14 protein-coding genes are annotated in these 15,955 nt (G+C 74.5%); 11 read left to right on the forward strand and 3 right to left on the reverse strand.

Going from position 1 to position 15,955, the window contains the following annotated elements; all coding sequences use genetic code 11:
* Positions 1-81 precede the first annotated feature (81 nt).
* The 4 genes from IE313_RS20740 to IE313_RS20755 all read left to right on the forward strand — a co-directional run bounded on the left by IE313_RS20740 (position 82) and on the right by IE313_RS20755 (position 3,275).
* A complete protein-coding gene (locus IE313_RS20740; RefSeq protein WP_229924810.1) occupies positions 82-1,140 on the forward strand; it encodes a LacI family DNA-binding transcriptional regulator in 1,059 nt (352 codons plus the stop codon).
* A gap of 187 nt (positions 1,141-1,327) precedes the next feature.
* Positions 1,328-2,107, forward strand: coding sequence for a VOC family protein (locus IE313_RS20745; protein ID WP_189934390.1), 780 nt, complete (start codon positions 1,328-1,330; stop codon positions 2,105-2,107).
* 179 nt (positions 2,108-2,286) lie between these two features.
* Positions 2,287-2,535 carry a WhiB family transcriptional regulator gene (locus IE313_RS20750; protein ID WP_189934392.1) on the forward strand — a complete coding sequence of 83 codons (249 nt, stop codon included), beginning with the start codon at positions 2,287-2,289 and terminating at the stop codon, positions 2,533-2,535.
* A 47-nt stretch (positions 2,536-2,582) separates the two neighbouring features.
* Positions 2,583-3,275: a maleylpyruvate isomerase family mycothiol-dependent enzyme gene (locus IE313_RS20755; protein ID WP_189934394.1), complete on the forward strand. Its 693-nt coding sequence runs from the start codon at positions 2,583-2,585 to the stop codon at positions 3,273-3,275.
* Between the two features lie 147 nt (positions 3,276-3,422).
* Here the strand turns inward: IE313_RS20755 and ddaH are convergent, their stop codons facing one another.
* Positions 3,423-4,199: a dimethylargininase gene (ddaH, locus tag IE313_RS20760; RefSeq protein WP_189934396.1), complete on the reverse strand. Its 777-nt coding sequence runs from the start codon at positions 4,197-4,199 to the stop codon at positions 3,423-3,425.
* A 267-nt stretch (positions 4,200-4,466) separates the two neighbouring features.
* On the opposite strand from ddaH, the gene IE313_RS20765 reads away from it, so the two are divergent.
* Positions 4,467-5,135 (forward strand): GOLPH3/VPS74 family protein, encoded by a 669-nt coding sequence (locus IE313_RS20765; RefSeq protein ID WP_229924811.1) that lies wholly within the window; start codon positions 4,467-4,469, stop codon positions 5,133-5,135.
* An 18-nt stretch (positions 5,136-5,153) separates the two neighbouring features.
* Here IE313_RS20765 and ssgD read toward each other — a convergent pair whose 3' ends face one another.
* A complete protein-coding gene (gene ssgD / locus IE313_RS20770; RefSeq protein WP_189934398.1) occupies positions 5,154-5,570 on the reverse strand; it encodes a spore wall synthesis regulator SsgD in 417 nt (138 codons plus the stop codon).
* Between the two features lie 621 nt (positions 5,571-6,191).
* On the opposite strand from ssgD, the gene IE313_RS20775 reads away from it, so the two are divergent.
* From IE313_RS20775 to IE313_RS20790, 4 genes are all read left to right on the forward strand, one after another.
* Entirely contained in the window at positions 6,192-6,995 is an 804-nt protein-coding gene (locus IE313_RS20775; RefSeq protein WP_189934400.1) for an endonuclease V, read from the forward strand.
* 90 nt (positions 6,996-7,085) lie between these two features.
* Positions 7,086-8,249, forward strand: coding sequence for a CaiB/BaiF CoA transferase family protein (locus IE313_RS20780; RefSeq protein WP_189934402.1), 1,164 nt, complete (start codon positions 7,086-7,088; stop codon positions 8,247-8,249).
* Positions 8,250-8,352: 103 nt separating this feature from the next.
* Entirely contained in the window at positions 8,353-9,573 is a 1,221-nt protein-coding gene (locus tag IE313_RS20785; RefSeq protein ID WP_189934404.1) for an acetyl-CoA C-acetyltransferase, read from the forward strand.
* A 65-nt stretch (positions 9,574-9,638) separates the two neighbouring features.
* Complete coding sequence (locus IE313_RS20790; protein ID WP_308439196.1) at positions 9,639-11,894, forward strand: 3-hydroxyacyl-CoA dehydrogenase NAD-binding domain-containing protein; 2,256 nt, start codon at positions 9,639-9,641, stop codon at positions 11,892-11,894.
* Between the two features lie 343 nt (positions 11,895-12,237).
* Here the strand turns inward: IE313_RS20790 and IE313_RS20795 are convergent, their stop codons facing one another.
* Entirely contained in the window at positions 12,238-12,963 is a 726-nt protein-coding gene (locus IE313_RS20795) for a MerR family transcriptional regulator (RefSeq protein WP_189934406.1), read from the reverse strand.
* 347 nt (positions 12,964-13,310) lie between these two features.
* On the opposite strand from IE313_RS20795, the gene IE313_RS20800 reads away from it, so the two are divergent.
* A complete protein-coding gene (locus IE313_RS20800) occupies positions 13,311-14,843 on the forward strand; it encodes an amino acid permease (protein WP_229924812.1) in 1,533 nt (510 codons plus the stop codon).
* A gap of 164 nt (positions 14,844-15,007) precedes the next feature.
* Positions 15,008-15,913: an oxygenase MpaB family protein gene (locus IE313_RS20805; RefSeq protein ID WP_189934408.1), complete on the forward strand. Its 906-nt coding sequence runs from the start codon at positions 15,008-15,010 to the stop codon at positions 15,911-15,913.
* Positions 15,914-15,955 lie beyond the last annotated feature (42 nt).

A 15,955-nucleotide genomic window follows, 5' to 3' on the forward strand; every position in this document is an offset into this window, starting at 1 on the left:
GCGGGGAGCGCTCTCTCCTGTGCGCCACCGCGGCTAGGGTGGTCGAGACCAGTCGTCCACCCCAGTCACAGGAGCCCGAAGGTGAGCCAACCGACGACCGATCCGCGTCCCACACTGGAGGCCGTGGCCGCACGTGCCGGGGTGTCACGGGCCACGGTTTCCCGTGTCGTCAACGGCAGCACGGGCGTGCGGAAGTCGCTCGCCGAGCGGGTCAGGCGCGCGGTCGAGGAGCTCGGTTACGTGCCCAACCAGGCCGCGCGCAGCCTGGTGACCCGGCGGCACGACGCCATCGCGGTGGTCGTGGCGGAGCCCGAGACGCGGATCTTCGCCGACCCGTTCTTCGGACTCCAGCTCCGCGGCATCAGCAAGGAGCTCGCCGCGCACGACTCCCAGCTCGTCCTGCTGCTCACCGAGGGCCCGGACGACTACGCGCGCGTGGGGCGCTACCTCGCGGGCGGCCACGTCGACGGCGCGCTCGCCTTCTCGCTGCACCTGGACGACGCGCTGCCCGGCATCGTGCGCGCCACCGGCGTGCCCACCGTGTTCGGCGGCCGGCCCTACTGGTCGGACACCAGGCGCGACGTGCCGTACGTCGACTGCGACAACCGCGGCGGGGCCCGGGACGCCGTCAGGCACCTGGTGGCGCTGGGCCGCACCCGGATCGCGCACATCACCGGGCCGCTCGACCAGACCTCGGCAGTGGACCGCCTGGACGGCTACCGCGAGGTCCTGGCGGGCGCCGACCCGCGTCTGATCGAGGAGTGCGACTTCACCTCGGCGGGCGGCGAACGGGCCATGCGCGACCTGCTCGACCGCTGTCCCGACCTCGACGGGGTCTTCGCCGCCAACGACCTGTCGGCCGCCGGCGCGCTCAGGGTGCTGCGCGAGCGCGGTCTGCGGGTCCCCGAGGACGTCGCGGTGGTCGGCTTCGACGACATGCTGCACGTCGCGGAGCAGACCGATCCGCCGCTGACCACGGTCCGCCAGGACATCGAGGGGATGGGCCGCCTGATGGCCCGCCTGCTGCTGCACGGCCGGGACCGCGGCCAGCCGCCCGGCACCGTCGTCCGGGAGGCGCCGGGCGCCGAGCCCGCCCCCGTCGTCACCCAGACGACCCTGGTGCGCCGCGCCTCGGCCTGAGCCACCGGGGCTCCGGGGAGCCACGCCCCGAGCCTGCGGCGGGTACGGAGGCTCGCGCCGAGAGCGTTCTCCCGCCGGGTGCGCGCGGGCGGCTCCGGCGCTTCCGTGCCCGTCGCACTCGGGCGGCGCGCCGCGGTGGGCGGTGCCAGACTCGGTGCCAGAGCACCCGGGAACCCAAGGAGTGCACATGCTCACCACCCGTTTCGTCGACGGCGCCCCGAACTGGCTGGACCTGGCCACTCCCGACATGGGCGGTGCCCAGGCCTTCTACCGCGACCTGTTCGGCTGGGACTACCGCCTGGCCGGACCCGACGCCGGCGGGTACGGAATGTTCCGGCTGAACGGCAAGGTGGTCGCCGGCGGTATGACCGTCGATCCCGACCAGGGCCCGCCCGCATGGAGCATCTTCTTCCAGAGTTCCGACGCGGACACCACCGCCCAGGCCGCCGAGGACGCCGGCGGCTCCGTGCGCTTCAAGCCGATGGACGTGATGGACCAGGGCCGGATGGCGGTGCTGGCCGACCCCGCGGGCACTCCCTTCGGAGTCTGGCAGCCCGCCGCCAACAAGGGGCTGGACACGGTGAACGAGAAGAGCGCCCTGTGCTGGACCGAGCTGTACACCCCCGACGTCCAGGCCGCCGCCGAGTTCTTCGGCTCGGCACTCGGCTGGACCACCGAGGAGATGCCGTACAGCGGCGGCACGTACACCATCGCCTCCCCGGCCGGCGGCGGCGAGGACGCCGGCTTCGGCGGCCTGGTGCCGCTCTCCGCCGACCCGCGGGCCTCCACCCCCTACTGGCTGCCGTACTTCGCGGTCCCGGACGCCGACGCCGCCCGCGGCAGGGTGCAGGAGCTGGGCGGCAGGGCCCTGGGGACGGCGGTGGACATCGAGGACGTGGGCCGCATCGCACAGCTCGCCGACCCGTACGGGGCCAGGTTCGCGGTGCTCGCGCCCAGCGGGCGGTGACCTTGCGGGTGCGGGTGCGCGAGGGTGCCGGGGATTCGCGGCGCACGGGCGGCGCGCCGGGCGCGGCGCCGTGGCTTATGCTGCCGCGGCCCCTACACTGGCCGTGCCGGAGGGGCTTTCGCGGCGCGTTGATGAGTCGTTGATCGGTTGTTTTGCGCGGCCCGGAACGATGCCGAACCATGCGGATCGACAGCACCATCGGGACCGACATCGCCTGGCAGCAGCAGGCACTCTGCGCACAGGTCGGCACCGATTTCTTCTTCCCCGAGCCGGGCAGCTCCGTTCGGGAGGCCAAGCGCATATGCCAGTTGTGCCAGATGCGCGAGGCGTGCCTGGAGTACGCGCTCACCCATGACGAGCGGTTCGGCGTGTGGGGCGGGCTCTCCGAGAAGGAGCGGCACGACCTGCGGCGCGACGACTCGTCCTGAGGCGGGCGAACCACGGGATCGACAGGACCGTCGGCTAGGTTCCGGACATGGACCATGCCTCCTTCCTCCGCCACCTCGACCGTGAGCTGGGTGCCTTCCGTAGCTGTCTCGGCGCCGACCTCGCGGTGCCCGTGGCGACCTGCGGCGACTGGACCCTGCACGACCTCGCCGAGCACCTCGGCCGCTCCGGCCTGGCGGCCGCGGCCGCCGTGACCGAGGGCCGCGGCGACTTCCGGGCGCCGCCCGCGCCCCGCGACCCGGGCCTGCTGCTGCGGTGGTTCGACGAGGCGGCCGCGACCCTGCTGGACGCGCTCGACACGGACCCGGCCACGCCCGCCTGGACCTTCCACCCGCCGCACACGGTCGGCTTCTGGCAGCGCCGCCGGTGCCTGGAGACGCTGGTCCACCGGTGGGACGCGGAGCAGGCGCTGGGCGGCGCACGGCCGTTCGACGCGGAACTGGCGGGCGAGGGGGTGGCCGAGGTGCTCGACACCCTCGCGCCGCGGCGGATCGCCCGCGGCCGGACCCGCCCGCCCCGGCAGGCGCTCCGCCTCGACGCCACCGACACCGGAGGCTCCTGGGTCTACGGCCCCGGTTCGCCCGTGGCCGCCGTCGCCGGCCCGGCCGGGCAACTGCTGCTGATGCTCTGGGGGCGGCTGCCGGCCGACGGGCCCGGATTCGCCTGGAAGGGCGACCGCGGCGCGGGCCTCGCCGTGCTGGAGGGGCCGCTCGCGGCGTGAGCGCCCGCGCGGGGCGCCGCCTGTGCCGCGCGGCCGGCCCCTGCCGGTCGAAGGCCCCGCGCGGGGCAGTCGCTCAGAAGGAGTCGCGTCGGGCGGGCAGGGAAGAGCGGCAGGACGCCCGCCCGGACACGGGGCGGCCAGGCCGGCTCAGGCGTACAGCTCCCGCAGCCGCACCGACAGGCACGTCACGCCGCCCTCCAGCTTCTCGAACTCGCTGATGTCCACGATCACCGGCTCATGGCCCAGCTCGGCCAGCAGTTCGGCGGTCTTCGGAGCGCTCGCGGCCATCAGCAGCTTGTTGCCGCCGAGCAGCACCACCTGGGAGCCGGTCTCCTCGGGAACGGGCAGGAAGCGGGGGAAGAGCGACGGCTGGTCCACCAGCGGTGCGTACCCGATGACCGTGCCGTCGGGCAGCGCGGTCAGTGCGGACTTCAGGTGCAGCACCTGGGCCACGGGCACCGCGACCACCCGTGCCCCGAGCGGTTCGAAGGCCGCCCTGAGCTGCTGGACGCCCGCCGCGTTGGTGCGCCCGCCGCGGCCCACGTAGAGGGTGTCGCCGATCTTCAGGACGTCACCGCCGTCCAGGGTGCCGGGCTCCCACACCCAGTTCACCGAGGCGCCGAGCCGGGCCACGGCCTGCTCGACCCCGACCGTCTCGGCGCGCCGGGCGCGGGCGCCGGGCCGGGTGATCAGGGCGACGTTGCGGAAGACGACGACGGTGTCCTCGATGAAGACCGAGTCGGGGCACTCCTCGGCCCGCTCGACCTCCACCGTCTCCCAGCCGTGGGAGCGCAGCGTGGCCGCGTACGTCTCCCACTGGTGGAGCGCGAGGCGCACGTCCACGGGGGAGCGCTCCTTGCGGGTGAGGATGCCTTCGGCGAGGCGGGGGCCTGGGCGGCGGATCAAGACCTTCTGGGATGGCACGGCGGCCATGATGCCTGCCGGAATCGGTCGAAAGAAGTCCTTTGGAGTGGCGGTTTCGAAGACGGATCGTTCATGCGCTGGTCAGCGGGGGTGACCGGGGGCGTGAGCGGTGCCAGGGGGGCGCGCCGGATGGGGCGCGTACGCCCCGCCGTTCTCCTCCCGGCGGTGCCGGCGGCCTATCGTGGTGGCCCCCGGCCGCGCGGCCGGGGGCCTGCCGTGTCCGGGCCCCCGGCGGGCCGCGCCGGGGCCCCAGCGAAGGGAACTCCCGTGCCCGTCCCGCCACCTCCGCCGCCCTCGCTGCCCGCCCGGCTCTACCTGCTCGCCTGGGACGCCGGGCGCGGTAGACCGGCGGGCGGAGCGCATCTGCACCACCTGGTGCGCGCGGGCGCGCTCACCGAACTGGCGCAGCGCGGTCTGCTCGCCGACGAGGACGGCATCGTGACGCCCGCGGACGCCGACGCCCGCACCGGCGACCGCGCCCTGGACGGGCTGCTGGAACTCGTCGCGGAGTCCCGGCCGCGCACCTGGAAGTCATGGGTGAGCCTGCGCGCCCGGGTCACCCTCGCCGAGGTGCGCGAACAACTGACCGCCGACGGATGGCTGCGTCCCCGGCGGCGGCGGATACTCGGTCTCTTCCCCAAGGCGGGCTTCGAGCCGGTGCGCACCGACGCGGTCGCGGTACTGCGCGCGGACGTGCGCGACGTCCTGACGGGGCCCGTGCCGACGGCCGAGGTGCCGAAGGACGGTGCCGCACTGGTGGCGCTCGTGGCCGCGGCGGAACTGCGCACGGTGGTGTCAGGCCGGGAGCGCAGGCGCCACAAGGAGCGGATCGAGGCCCTTGCGGAGCGGGCCGGCGCGGCCGGCCCCGCGCTGCGGCAGGTGATCGGGGAGGTCAGGGCGCTGGCGATCGTCGCGGCCACGTCGGGCGGAGGCTGACCGGCTGCCGCGGCGGCGTCAGCAGGCGTCCCGCATCAGTTCCGCGAGGTCGTGGTCGAGGTCCACGTACCGCTCCTCGTCGCCCGTCGCGACCAGGGTCTCCGTACGTCGCAGGAAGCGGCGCAGCTCGTGGCTGCGGACATGGACGAGAGCGGTGCCCTCGGGGGCGTGGAACTCGAGGACCGTGCGCTCGTAGCCGTAGGGGCGCACCCGGACGTCGCCCTCGCCCACGGCGTCCTCCAGGCCGGCGGCCAGCAGTTCACGGGCGAAGGTCCAGCACACCTCGACGCCTTCCAGCGTCGCCGGGGCGGGAAAGGTCATACGGACGGCGAAGGGGTCACTCCGGTCATAGTGGAGGGTGGCGGAAATGGTGGGCATGCGTGGCGCGGCGGCGACCAGGCGGGCCTCTACGGCTTGCTCGATGACGGTGGACATCGCCTGCTCCCTGCTGACGGCTTTACGGCGTGAAATGGTGACGCGCGCTTCCTGGACGGACGGTGGGACTGCGGAGGCCGCCGGAACGGCACGGCCCCCATGGGAAAAGACGGATGAACGGCCGGTTCCGTGCATGCCCTGTCGAGTGACCTCTGTCACCGCCTTCACGCCTCCCGGTGCGCGTCCGGTTCCTGCTTGCCGGACGGACCCGGGCAGCGGGCCGCTGACCTGCGATCAGACCGGGCCCCGGCCGGACTGCTCGCGGTGGGCGGCGAGTTCGCTCGCCGTCCGGAACGCCGTGAAGTCCACGATGCGGTACGAAAAGAACCCGCGATCCGGTACGAGCGGACGCCCGCGGTCGCGAACGGACCCGACCCGGGGGGCCGTTCGCGAGCCGCCCGGTCGGGCGCCACGGCGACGGTCGCCGCTGTCCCGGGTGTCCTCGGCCGCGGCGGTGGAGAAGTCCCCGGCGGCGAGGCGCTCGTCGGGCCGGGCCGCGTGCCGCGGCACCACCGCCCCCGCGGCCTCCGGCGCCGGGGTGAGGGCGGGTGGGTTCCGGCGCGAACACTGCCGGGACCCTGTCGGGGACGGCGCCGCGCGGCCCGTATCCTCGTGCCCACCATGGCCGTGCCGATCTTCGCACCCGTCCCCGCCGACTGGCCCGCCACCGAGGAGCACGCCAGGGCGGTCCAGCGCGAACTGCGCGGGCGCGTCGTGCTCGACGAGCCGGGCCCGCCGCCCGGCACCGGCCGGGTGACAGGCGTCGACGTCGCCTACGACGACGAGCGGGACGTCGTCGTCGCGGCGGCCGTGGTACTGGACGCGGCCACGCTCACCGTCGTCGAGGAGGCCACGGCGGCCGGCCCGGTGGCGTTCCCGTACGTGCCGGGGCTGCTGGCCTTCCGTGAACTGCCCGCCGTGCTCGCCGCCCTGGACTCGCTCGCCGGGGACCCGGGCCTCGTGGTGTGCGACGGGTACGGCCGGGCCCATCCGCGGCGCTTCGGCCTCGCGAGCCACCTCGGCGTGCTCACCGGCCTGCCCGCCCTGGGCGTCGCGAAGAACCCGTTCACCTTCTCCTGCGCCGACCCGCCCGCGGCGCGGGGCTCGACCTCGCCGCTGCTGGACGGCGGTGAGGTGGTCGGGCGCGCGCTGCGCACCCAGGACGGCGTCAGGCCGGTCTTCGTCTCGGTGGGCCACCGCGTGGACCTGGAGACGGCCTGCGCGCACACCCTCCGGCTCGCCCCGCGCTTCCGGCTCCCGGAGTCCACCAGGCACGCGGACGCCCTCTGCCGGCGTGCGCTGCGCGCGGCCACTCTCCACCAACCCCGTGCGCCCGGCCACCCGCCCGTGCCGTGGGGCAAGCCCCCTGAGCCCGGGGACGGACCCGGGAGCACACCCGAGGCCCGGGAGCGGAGCCAGAACTGAGCGCTTGCTTGCCGCAAGCCTTGTGTCGGCCGCGGCCTGTTCCTAACATCATCACTGTTACATCGGTTGTGTCACAGAGCTGGGGGCCCGATGGCGACGGCAGGGTCCGCACAGTCCCCCAAGACGGCGGGGCCGGGACCGCTCTTCGGAGTGCGGGTGGTGGAGCTGGCGGGCATCGGCCCCGGCCCGTTCGCCGCCATGCTCCTCGCCGACCTCGGCGCCGACGTCGTCCGCGTGGACCGGCCCGGCGGTGCGGACCTGGCCCTGGACCCCGCGCACGACCTCACGGGACGCGGCAAGCGCTCCGTCCTGATCGACCTCAAGTCGCCCGCGGGCCCCGAACTCCTCCTCGCGCTCGTGGCCCGCGCGGACCTCCTCGTCGAGGGCTTCCGCCCCGGCGTCGCCGAGCGGCTGGGCGTCGGCCCCGAGCCCTGTCTGGCCCGCAACCCGCGGCTCGTCTACGGCCGGATGACCGGCTGGGGCCAGCAGGGCCCGCTGGCCGGCCGCGCCGGGCACGACCTGGCGTACATCGCGCGCACCGGCACCCTCGGCATGATCGGCGCCGCGGACGGCCCGCCCGCCATCCCCGCGAACCTGCTCGGCGACTTCGCCGGCGGCTCGCTCTACCTCGTCGTGGGCCTCCTCGCGGCCCTGCACCACGCCCGCGCCACCGGCACCGGCCAGGTCGTGGACGCCGCGATCGTGGACGGCGCCGCCCACCTGTCCACGCTCATCCACGGCATGCTGGCGGCCGGCGCCTGGCAGGACCGGCGCGGCGCCAACCTGCTGGACGGCGGCTGCCCCTTCTACGGCTGCTACCGCACCGCGGACGGCGGCCACATGGCGGTCGGCGCCCTGGAGCGGCGGTTCTACGACGAGTTCGTGCGCCTGCTCGGCATCGCAGGCGAGCTGCCCGAGCGCGACGATCCGGCCCGCTGGGAAGAGCTGCGGGCCGCGGTCGCCGCGCGGTTCGCGACCCGCACCCGTGCCGAGTGGACCGAGGTCTTCGCGGACTCCGACGCCTGCGTGGCCCCGGTGCTCTCGCTGCGTGAGGCGCCCGCCGACCCCCACCTCGCCGCCCGCGGCACCTTCACCGAGTACGCCGGCATCACCCAGCCCGCCCCCGCGCCCCGCTTCTCCGGCACCCCGGCGGCGGTGCGCTCCGCACCCGCCCGCCCCGGCGCCGACACGGCCGGGGTGGCCCGTGACTGGGACGTGCCGGGCCTCACCGCAGCGCGCCGGGCGGCACCATGACGGCACACCCGCGCGTCCCGCGCCACCATGGCGCCATGACGACGACGAACGCCGGCCCGCACGGGCCGGCCCAGCCCGGCACAGGCCTAAGGAGGCCACCACGATGACCGCGCCGACCGAAGCGTACGTGTACGAGGCGATCCGCACCCCGCGCGGGCGGGGCAAGGCCAACGGCGCGCTGCACGGCACCAAGCCGATCGACCTCGTCGTCGGCCTGATCCACGAGATGCGCGCCCGCTTCCCCGGCCTCGACCCGGCCGCCATCGACGACATCGTGCTCGGTGTCGTCAGCCCGATCGGCGACCAGGGCTCCGACATCGCCCGGATCGCGGCCATCGCCGCCGGGCTGCCCGACACCGTCGCCGGCGTCCAGGAGAACCGCTTCTGTGCCTCCGGGCTTGAGGCGGTCAACCTGGCGGCGATGAAGGTCCGCTCGGGCTGGGAGGACCTGGTGCTCGCCGGCGGCGTCGAGTCGATGTCGCGGGTGCCGATCGCCTCGGACGGCGGCGCCTGGTTCGCCGACCCCATGACCAACCTGGACACCGGCTTCGTCCCGCAGGGCGTCGGTGCCGATCTCATCGCGACCCTGGAGGGGTTCTCGCGGCGCGACGTCGACGAGTACGCGGCGCTCTCGCAGGAGCGCGCCGCCGCGGCCTGGAAGGACGGGCGGTTCGGGAAGTCGGTCGTGCCGGTGCGCGACCGCAGCGGCCTGGTCGTCCTCGACCACGACGAGCACCTGCGCCCGGGCACCACCGCCGAGACCCTGGCCGGGCTGAGGCCGTCCTTCGCCGACCTGGGCGAGCTGGGCGGCTTCGACGCCGTCGCCCTGCAGAAGTACCACTGGGTGGAGGCCATCGACCACGTCCACCACGCGGGCAACTCCTCCGGCATCGTGGACGGCGCCGCACTGGTCGCCGTGGGCTCCAGGGCGGTGGGGGAGCGGTACGGCCTCACGCCGCGCGCCAGGATCGTCTCCGCGGCCGTCTCCGGGTCCGAGCCCACCATCATGCTCACCGGGCCCGCGCCCGCCACGCGCAAGGCACTCGCGAAGGCCGGCCTGACGATCGACGACATCGACCTCGTCGAGATCAACGAGGCGTTCGCCGCGGTGGTGCTCCGCTTCGTCAAGGAGATGGGGCTGCCGCTCGACAAGGTCAACGTGAACGGCGGCGCGATCGCGCTCGGCCACCCGCTCGGCGCCACCGGCGCCATGATCCTCGGCACCCTCGTCGACGAACTGGAGCGCCGCGACGGGCGCTACGGCCTGGTCACCCTCTGCGTCGGCGGGGGCATGGGCGTCGCCACCGTCGTCGAGCGGCTGTGACCCGCGCAGCGCGCCCGAGCCGCCCCGAGCCGCCCCCCTTCGCCCACCCTCACGGAGAAAGCCAGATGAGCGAGTCCGCAGTGCCCGCAGAGCCGCCGGCACCCGCAGCGTCCGCAGCACCCGCCGTGCCCTCGACGATCCGCTGGGAACAGGACGCAACCGGTGTGGTCACCCTGGTCCTCGACGATCCCGCCCAGTCCGCCAACACCATGAACGGGGCCTTCACCGCCTCGCTGTCCGCCGTCGCCGACCGGCTCGAAGCCGAACGGGAGAGCGTGCGCGGGGTCATCGTCACCTCCGCCAAGAAGACCTTCTTCGCCGGCGGCGACCTGCGCGACCTGATCGCCGTACGCCCTGAGCACGCGCAGGACGCCTTCGACAGGAGCATGCGCATCAAGCGCGACCTGCGCCGCATCGAGACCCTGGGCAAGCCGGTCGTCGCCGCTCTGAACGGCGCGGCCCTCGGCGGCGGCTACGAGATCGCCCTCGCCTGCCACCACCGCGTCGCGCTCGACGCGCCCGGCTCGAAGATCGGCCTGCCGGAGGTCACGCTCGGGCTGCTGCCGGCCGGCGGAGGCGTGGTGCGCACCGTACGGCTGCTCGGCGTCGCCGACGCGCTGCTGAAGGTGCTGCTGCAGGGCACCCGGCACAGCCCGCGGCGGGCCCTCGCCGCCGGACTCGTCCACGAGGTGGCCGACACCCGCGAGGACATGCTCGCCCGGGCCCGTGCCTTCATCGACACCCACCCGCAGTCCCGCCAGCCCTGGGACGAGCCCGGCCACCGCATCCCGGGCGGCACACCCGCGGACCCCGAGTTCGCCGCGAACCTGCCCGCCTTCCCCGCCAACCTGCGCAAGCAGACCGGCGGCGCGCCCTACCCCGCACCCCGCGCCATCCTCGCCGCCGCCGTCGAGGGCTCCCAGGTCGACTTCGAGACGGCACAGGTCATCGAGGGCCGCTACTTCACGGGACTGGTCACGGGCCAGACCGCCAAGAACATGATCCAGGCCTTCTTCTTCGACCTGCAGGCGGTCAACTCGGGGGCCGGCCTCAAGGCCGTGGCGGGTGCCGCGGCCGCCGCCGAGCCGCGCAATGTCCGCAAGGTCGCCGTGCTCGGCGCCGGGATGATGGGCGCGGGCATCGCCTACTCCTGCGCCCGCGCCGGGATCGAGGTCGTCCTCAAGGACGTCTCCGACCAGAGGGCGGCACAGGGCAAGGCCCACTCGGAGAAGCTGTGCGCCAAGGCCGTCGCCCAGGGCCGCACCACCCAGGAGAAGGCCGACGCGCTGCTCGCCCGGATCAGGCCCACCGCCGACCCGCAGGACCTCGCAGGGTGCGACGCCGTGATCGAGGCCGTCTTCGAGGACCCGGCGCTCAAGCACAAGGTCTTCCAGGAGGTGCAGGGCATCGTCGAGCCCGACGCGCTGCTCTGCTCCAACACCTCCACGCTGCCCATCGGGCTGCTGGCCGAAGGTGTGCAGCGGCCCTCGGACTTCGTCGGGCTGCACTTCTTCTCTCCGGTGGACAGGATGCCCCTGGTCGAGATCATCAAGGGCGAGCGGACCGGCGGTGAGGCCCTGGCCCGCGCATTCTCCCTGGTCAGGCAGATCTCCAAGACCCCCATCGTGGTCCACGACGCCCGCGGCTTCTTCACCTCGCGCGTCATCGGGCAGTTCATCAACGAGGGCGTGGCGATGGTCGGGGAGGGCGTCGAGCCCGCGTCCGTCGAGCAGGCCGCGGCGCAGGCCGGCTACCCCGCCAAGGTCCTCGCCCTGATGGACGAGCTCACCCTCGCCCTGCCGCGCAGGATCCGCGACGAGTCCAGGCGGGCCGTCGAGGAGGCCGGCGGCACCTGGCGGCCGCACCCCGCGGAGGCGGTCGTCGACCGCATGGTCGAGGAGTTCGGCCGCACCGGCAGGAGCGGCGGTGCCGGCTTCTACGACTACGCGGACGGCCGGCGCACCGGGCTCTGGCCGGGGCTGCGCGAGCATTTCACCCGGCCGGCCGCACAGGGCGCCGGCATCCCCTTGCGGGACATGCAGGAGCGGATGCTCTTCGCCGAGTCGCTGGACACCGTCCGGCTCCTGGAGGAGGGCGTGCTGGTCTCGGTGGCCGACGCGAACGTCGGCTCCGTCCTCGGCATCGGCTTCCCGGGCTGGACCGGTGGTGTGCTCCAGTACATCAACGGTTACGAGGGCGGCCCCGCAGGCTTCGCGGCCCGCGCCCGCGAGCTGGCGGAACGCTACGGCGAGCGCTTCACCCCGCCGGCGCTGCTGGTCGAGAAGGCGGAGCGGGGAGAGCGCTTCAGCGACCGGGGGTGACCCCGGTGCCGCCCCCTGAGTGCGGCTCGTCCGGGTGCGCGCCCCACGGTGCCGCCCCTCGCGGTGCCACGTGACCACGGTGGCGCCGTTCGGGCGGCCTGCGCCGGTGGGCGGGCCCGCACCGGCGGGTGTGCCGGTGGGGGCGCCGGTGGCGTCGCGTCGCCTTCGTCCCCTCCGGGGGCGGGACACCGTCCGCAACCGCCCGGTGGCCACCGGGCGGCACGGGGCACGGACAGCTCCGGAAGGTCCCGTAGGCCCCGGCGGCCGGTCGCGCCCCGCGGCCTCGTCGCGACCGCTCGCGCGACCGCCCGCGCCCTGCCGGTCGGCCCGGGAGGGCAGTGGCTCAGGAGTCCCCGAGCCACTGGCGGACCTCCTGCTGGAGCGACCGCTGGAAGGCCGTCACCAGCGCCTGCACCACGAGCGGCTGCATGTGCGCCGACAGGGACCGCACGGCCGCCGCCCGCTCGGGGTCCGCGTCGCCGTCCGGGTGCCCGCCCACCTCGGCCCGGAACATCCGGGACAGCTCGGCGGCCGCGGCGCGGCTGTGCCGGAGCAGTACGGCGCGGGCCGCGAGGATCGTCTCGTGCGCGATCGGCACGTCCAGCAGTTGCACACCGAGGCCCAGCAACCCCCGGTCCACCAGGAACGCCTCGCCCCCGCCGGCCGGTGCGACCACCTCCAGGGCGGCCAGCCGTGCCAGGTCGCCCTCGGTGAGGGGGCGGCCCGCGCGGCGCTCCAGCTCCGTGCGCGAGACCTCCTCCGCGGAGTCCGGAGCCCAGGACGCCACCAGGGCGCGGTGGATGGCCAGGTCCTGGGCGCTGAGGTCGGCCGGCAGCCCCTTCAGGTACCGCTCGATGGCGGCCAGCGTCATCCCCTGGTGCTGCAACTCCTCGATCAGCGCGAGCCGTGACAGGTGCTCCTGCCCGTACCTGCCGACCCTGCGCGGGCCTATCACCGGCGGCGGCAGCAGCCCGCGGGTGCTGTAGAAGCGGACGGTGCGCACCGTGATGCCCGCACGGGCGGCCAGTTCGTCGACCGTCAGCGTCGGCTGCTGTGTCCCGGTGGTCATGACGGCCGCCCTTCCCCTCCTGCGCAGTGGTGACCGCTTCCCGGCGGATGCCCGGCGATCCGGTGCAACAGTATTGCTGTCTCACTAGTAATGTGAATGCCCCCTGCAGCCCTCTGACCAGCATGTGAGAAGTCCCGCTCCGGTGATCGACGCCACGGCGCGCGGCGCGGTCGCCCGGGGAAGGCGCGTCGTCGGTCCGGCCCTCCCGGCCCCCCGCCCCTCCCGGCCCTCCCGGCCCTCTCCAGGGGGGCACGCCATGTCGGGCGCGCCGTGACCGGGGGTGCCGCGGACCGTGGCACCACCCCACACCGGACCGTCTCCGGCGCACCAGAAAGTGAAAGCCCCCCTTGAGCGAGAAGCCCGAAGACCCCGGGAGCAACGTGAACCCCGCCCGTGCCGGGGACACGGCCCCAGCGTCCACCCGCGCGGAGGCGGCGGGCGGGGCCGGGGACGCGGGCGACGCCGGTTACAGCAAGAGCCTCAAGGCCCGGCACGTCAACATGATCGCCATCGGCGGCGCGATCGGCACCGGGCTCTTCCTGGGGGCCGGCGGCCGCCTGCACTCGGCGGGGCCCGCGCTGGCCCTCGCCTACCTCGTCTGCGGGGTCTTCGCCTTCTGCGTGGTGCGGGCCCTCGGCGAACTGGTCCTCTACCGTCCCTCGTCCGGCTCCTTCGTGTCGTACGCGCGCGAGTTCCTCGGCGAGAAGGGTGCCTACATCGCCGGGTGGATGTACTTCCTCAACTGGTCGACCACCGGCGTCGCCGACATCACCGCGATCGCGCTCTACACCCACTACTGGGGCGTCTTCACCCCGGTCCCGCAGTGGCTGCTCGCACTGATCGCGCTCGGTGTGGTGCTCACGGTCAACCTCATCTCGGTGCGGATCTTCGGCGAGATGGAGTTCTGGTTCGCGATCATCAAGGTGGCCGCGCTGGTGGGCTTCATGCTCATCGGCATCTTCATACTGGTCACCCGGCACCACGTGGACGGCCGGGCACCGGGCCTCGGTGTGATCACCCAGCACGGCGGGCTGCTGCCGAACGGCCTGATGCCCCTCGTCGTCGTGATGCAGGGCGTGGTGTTCGCCTACGCGTCACTGGAACTGGTCGGCGTCGCCGCGGGCGAGACGGCCGAGCCGCGCAAGGTCGTACCGCGGGCGGTGAACTCGATCATGTGGCGGGTCGGCCTCTTCTACGTCGGCTCGGTGATACTGCTGGCCGTGCTGCTGCCGGGCTCGGTGTACTCGGCCGACGAGAGCCCGTTCGTGACGGTGCTCTCGAAGATCGGCATCCCGGCCGCGGGCGATGTGATGAACCTCGTCGTGCTCACCGCCGCCATGTCGAGCCTGAACTCGGGGCTCTACTCCACCGGCCGCATCCTGCGTTCCATGGCGGCCGCGGGCTCTGCCCCGCGCGCCACGGCCCGGATGAACCGCAGCCAGGTCCCCTACGCCGGCATCATGCTCACCTGCGCGGTGTGCGTGGCGGGTGTCGGGCTGAACTACCTGGTGCCGGCGGACGCCTTCGAGATCGTCCTGAACATCGCCTCGCTCGGCATCATCAGCACCTGGGTGATCATCATGGTCTGCCATCTGTCCTTCGTGCGGCACGCCAAGGAGGGGCTGCTCCGGCGGCCGCACTTCCAGTTGCCCGGCAGCCCGGTCACCGAGATCGTCACCATCGCCTTCCTGGTCTCCGTCCTGGTGCTGATGGGCAAGGACCCGGCCGTGGGCCGCAAGACGCTCTACCTGATCCCGCTCGTCGCCGCGGCGCTCGTGGCCGGCTGGTACGGGGTGCGGCGCAGGGTGGCCAGGGCGGCAGGCGGCGGATCCGGCGGTCCCGGCGGATCCGGCGGATCCGGTGGGCCGAAGGACTCCTGAGCCGCGCCCGCGCCTCGGCGCCCGCGGGACCCGGCGCTGCTTGGGGGCCCGGTCGGGTCGTGCGCATACTGGAGGGGGAGTACGGACGGTCCCTACGGCAGCCCGTCCGGCTAGGTCCGGGGCCGCGAGCCCCGGGACCGGGCGGCCGGGCGCGGGAGCGCACGATGTCCGGACACGACAGGCGGTCGGGCGGCGGCGCGGCGGCGCGGCCGACGAGCGGGCCCGCACAGCCGCTTCCCCCGCCGCCCGGCGGCATCCTCTGGGAGTCCGCGGGCGACATCCGCACGCTGCTCGGGCTGCCCGCCGCCTTCACCCTCCAGGTGGCGCATCCGGCGGTGGGCGCGGGCGTCGACGACCACTCGGCGTTCCGCAGCGACCCGTGGGGCCGCGGCGAGCGGTCGCTGCGCTCCATGCTGCTGTGGGTGTACGGCGGGCCGGCCGCCGCCGAGGAGGGCCGCAGGCTGCGGGTGCTGCACGAGGACATCCGCGGCACCGACGCCCACGGCCGTCCGTACCACGCACTGGAGCCCACCACCTACGCCTGGGTGCACGCGACCGGATTCCCCGTCGCCCGGCGCACCCGCCGCTATCTGAACCGCCGCCCCTTCACCGCGGCCGAGGAGCGCAGGCTGTACGCGGAGTGGCGCCAGGTGGGCCGGGTGCTCGGGATCCGGGAGCAGGACATGCCGCCGAGCGTGGCGGAGTTCTGGCCCTACTACCGGGCAGTGGTGCGGGGGCGACTGGAGCTGACGGCGGTGGCGGCGGAACTCCTCGATCCCGGTGCCGCGGTGCCGCCCCCCGACCGGGGCCCGCGCCCCGTACGGTGTGCGCTGCGCCTGCTGTGGCCGGTGCTGTGGCCGCCGGCGGCCCGCTTCCGGCGCTTCCTCACCCTCGGCCTGATGCCGCCGGACGCCCGCGAGGCGCTTGGCCTGCCGTGGACCGATCGCCAGGAACGCCGCCTGCGCCGCTTCGGACGCCTCACCGCCGCCCTCGTCCCGCTCCTGCCCGACCGCCTCCGCTACCTCCCGCAGGCGCATCGGGCCAGGACGGGCCGGAGCGCTCCGGCGTAGGCGGGTCGGCCGGGCCCGCCCGGAAGGCGCGCGGGGCGCTTC

The organism is Streptomyces sulfonofaciens (genome assembly GCF_014656295.1).
Taxonomy (GTDB): Bacteria; Actinomycetota; Actinomycetes; order Streptomycetales; family Streptomycetaceae; genus Streptomyces; species Streptomyces sulfonofaciens.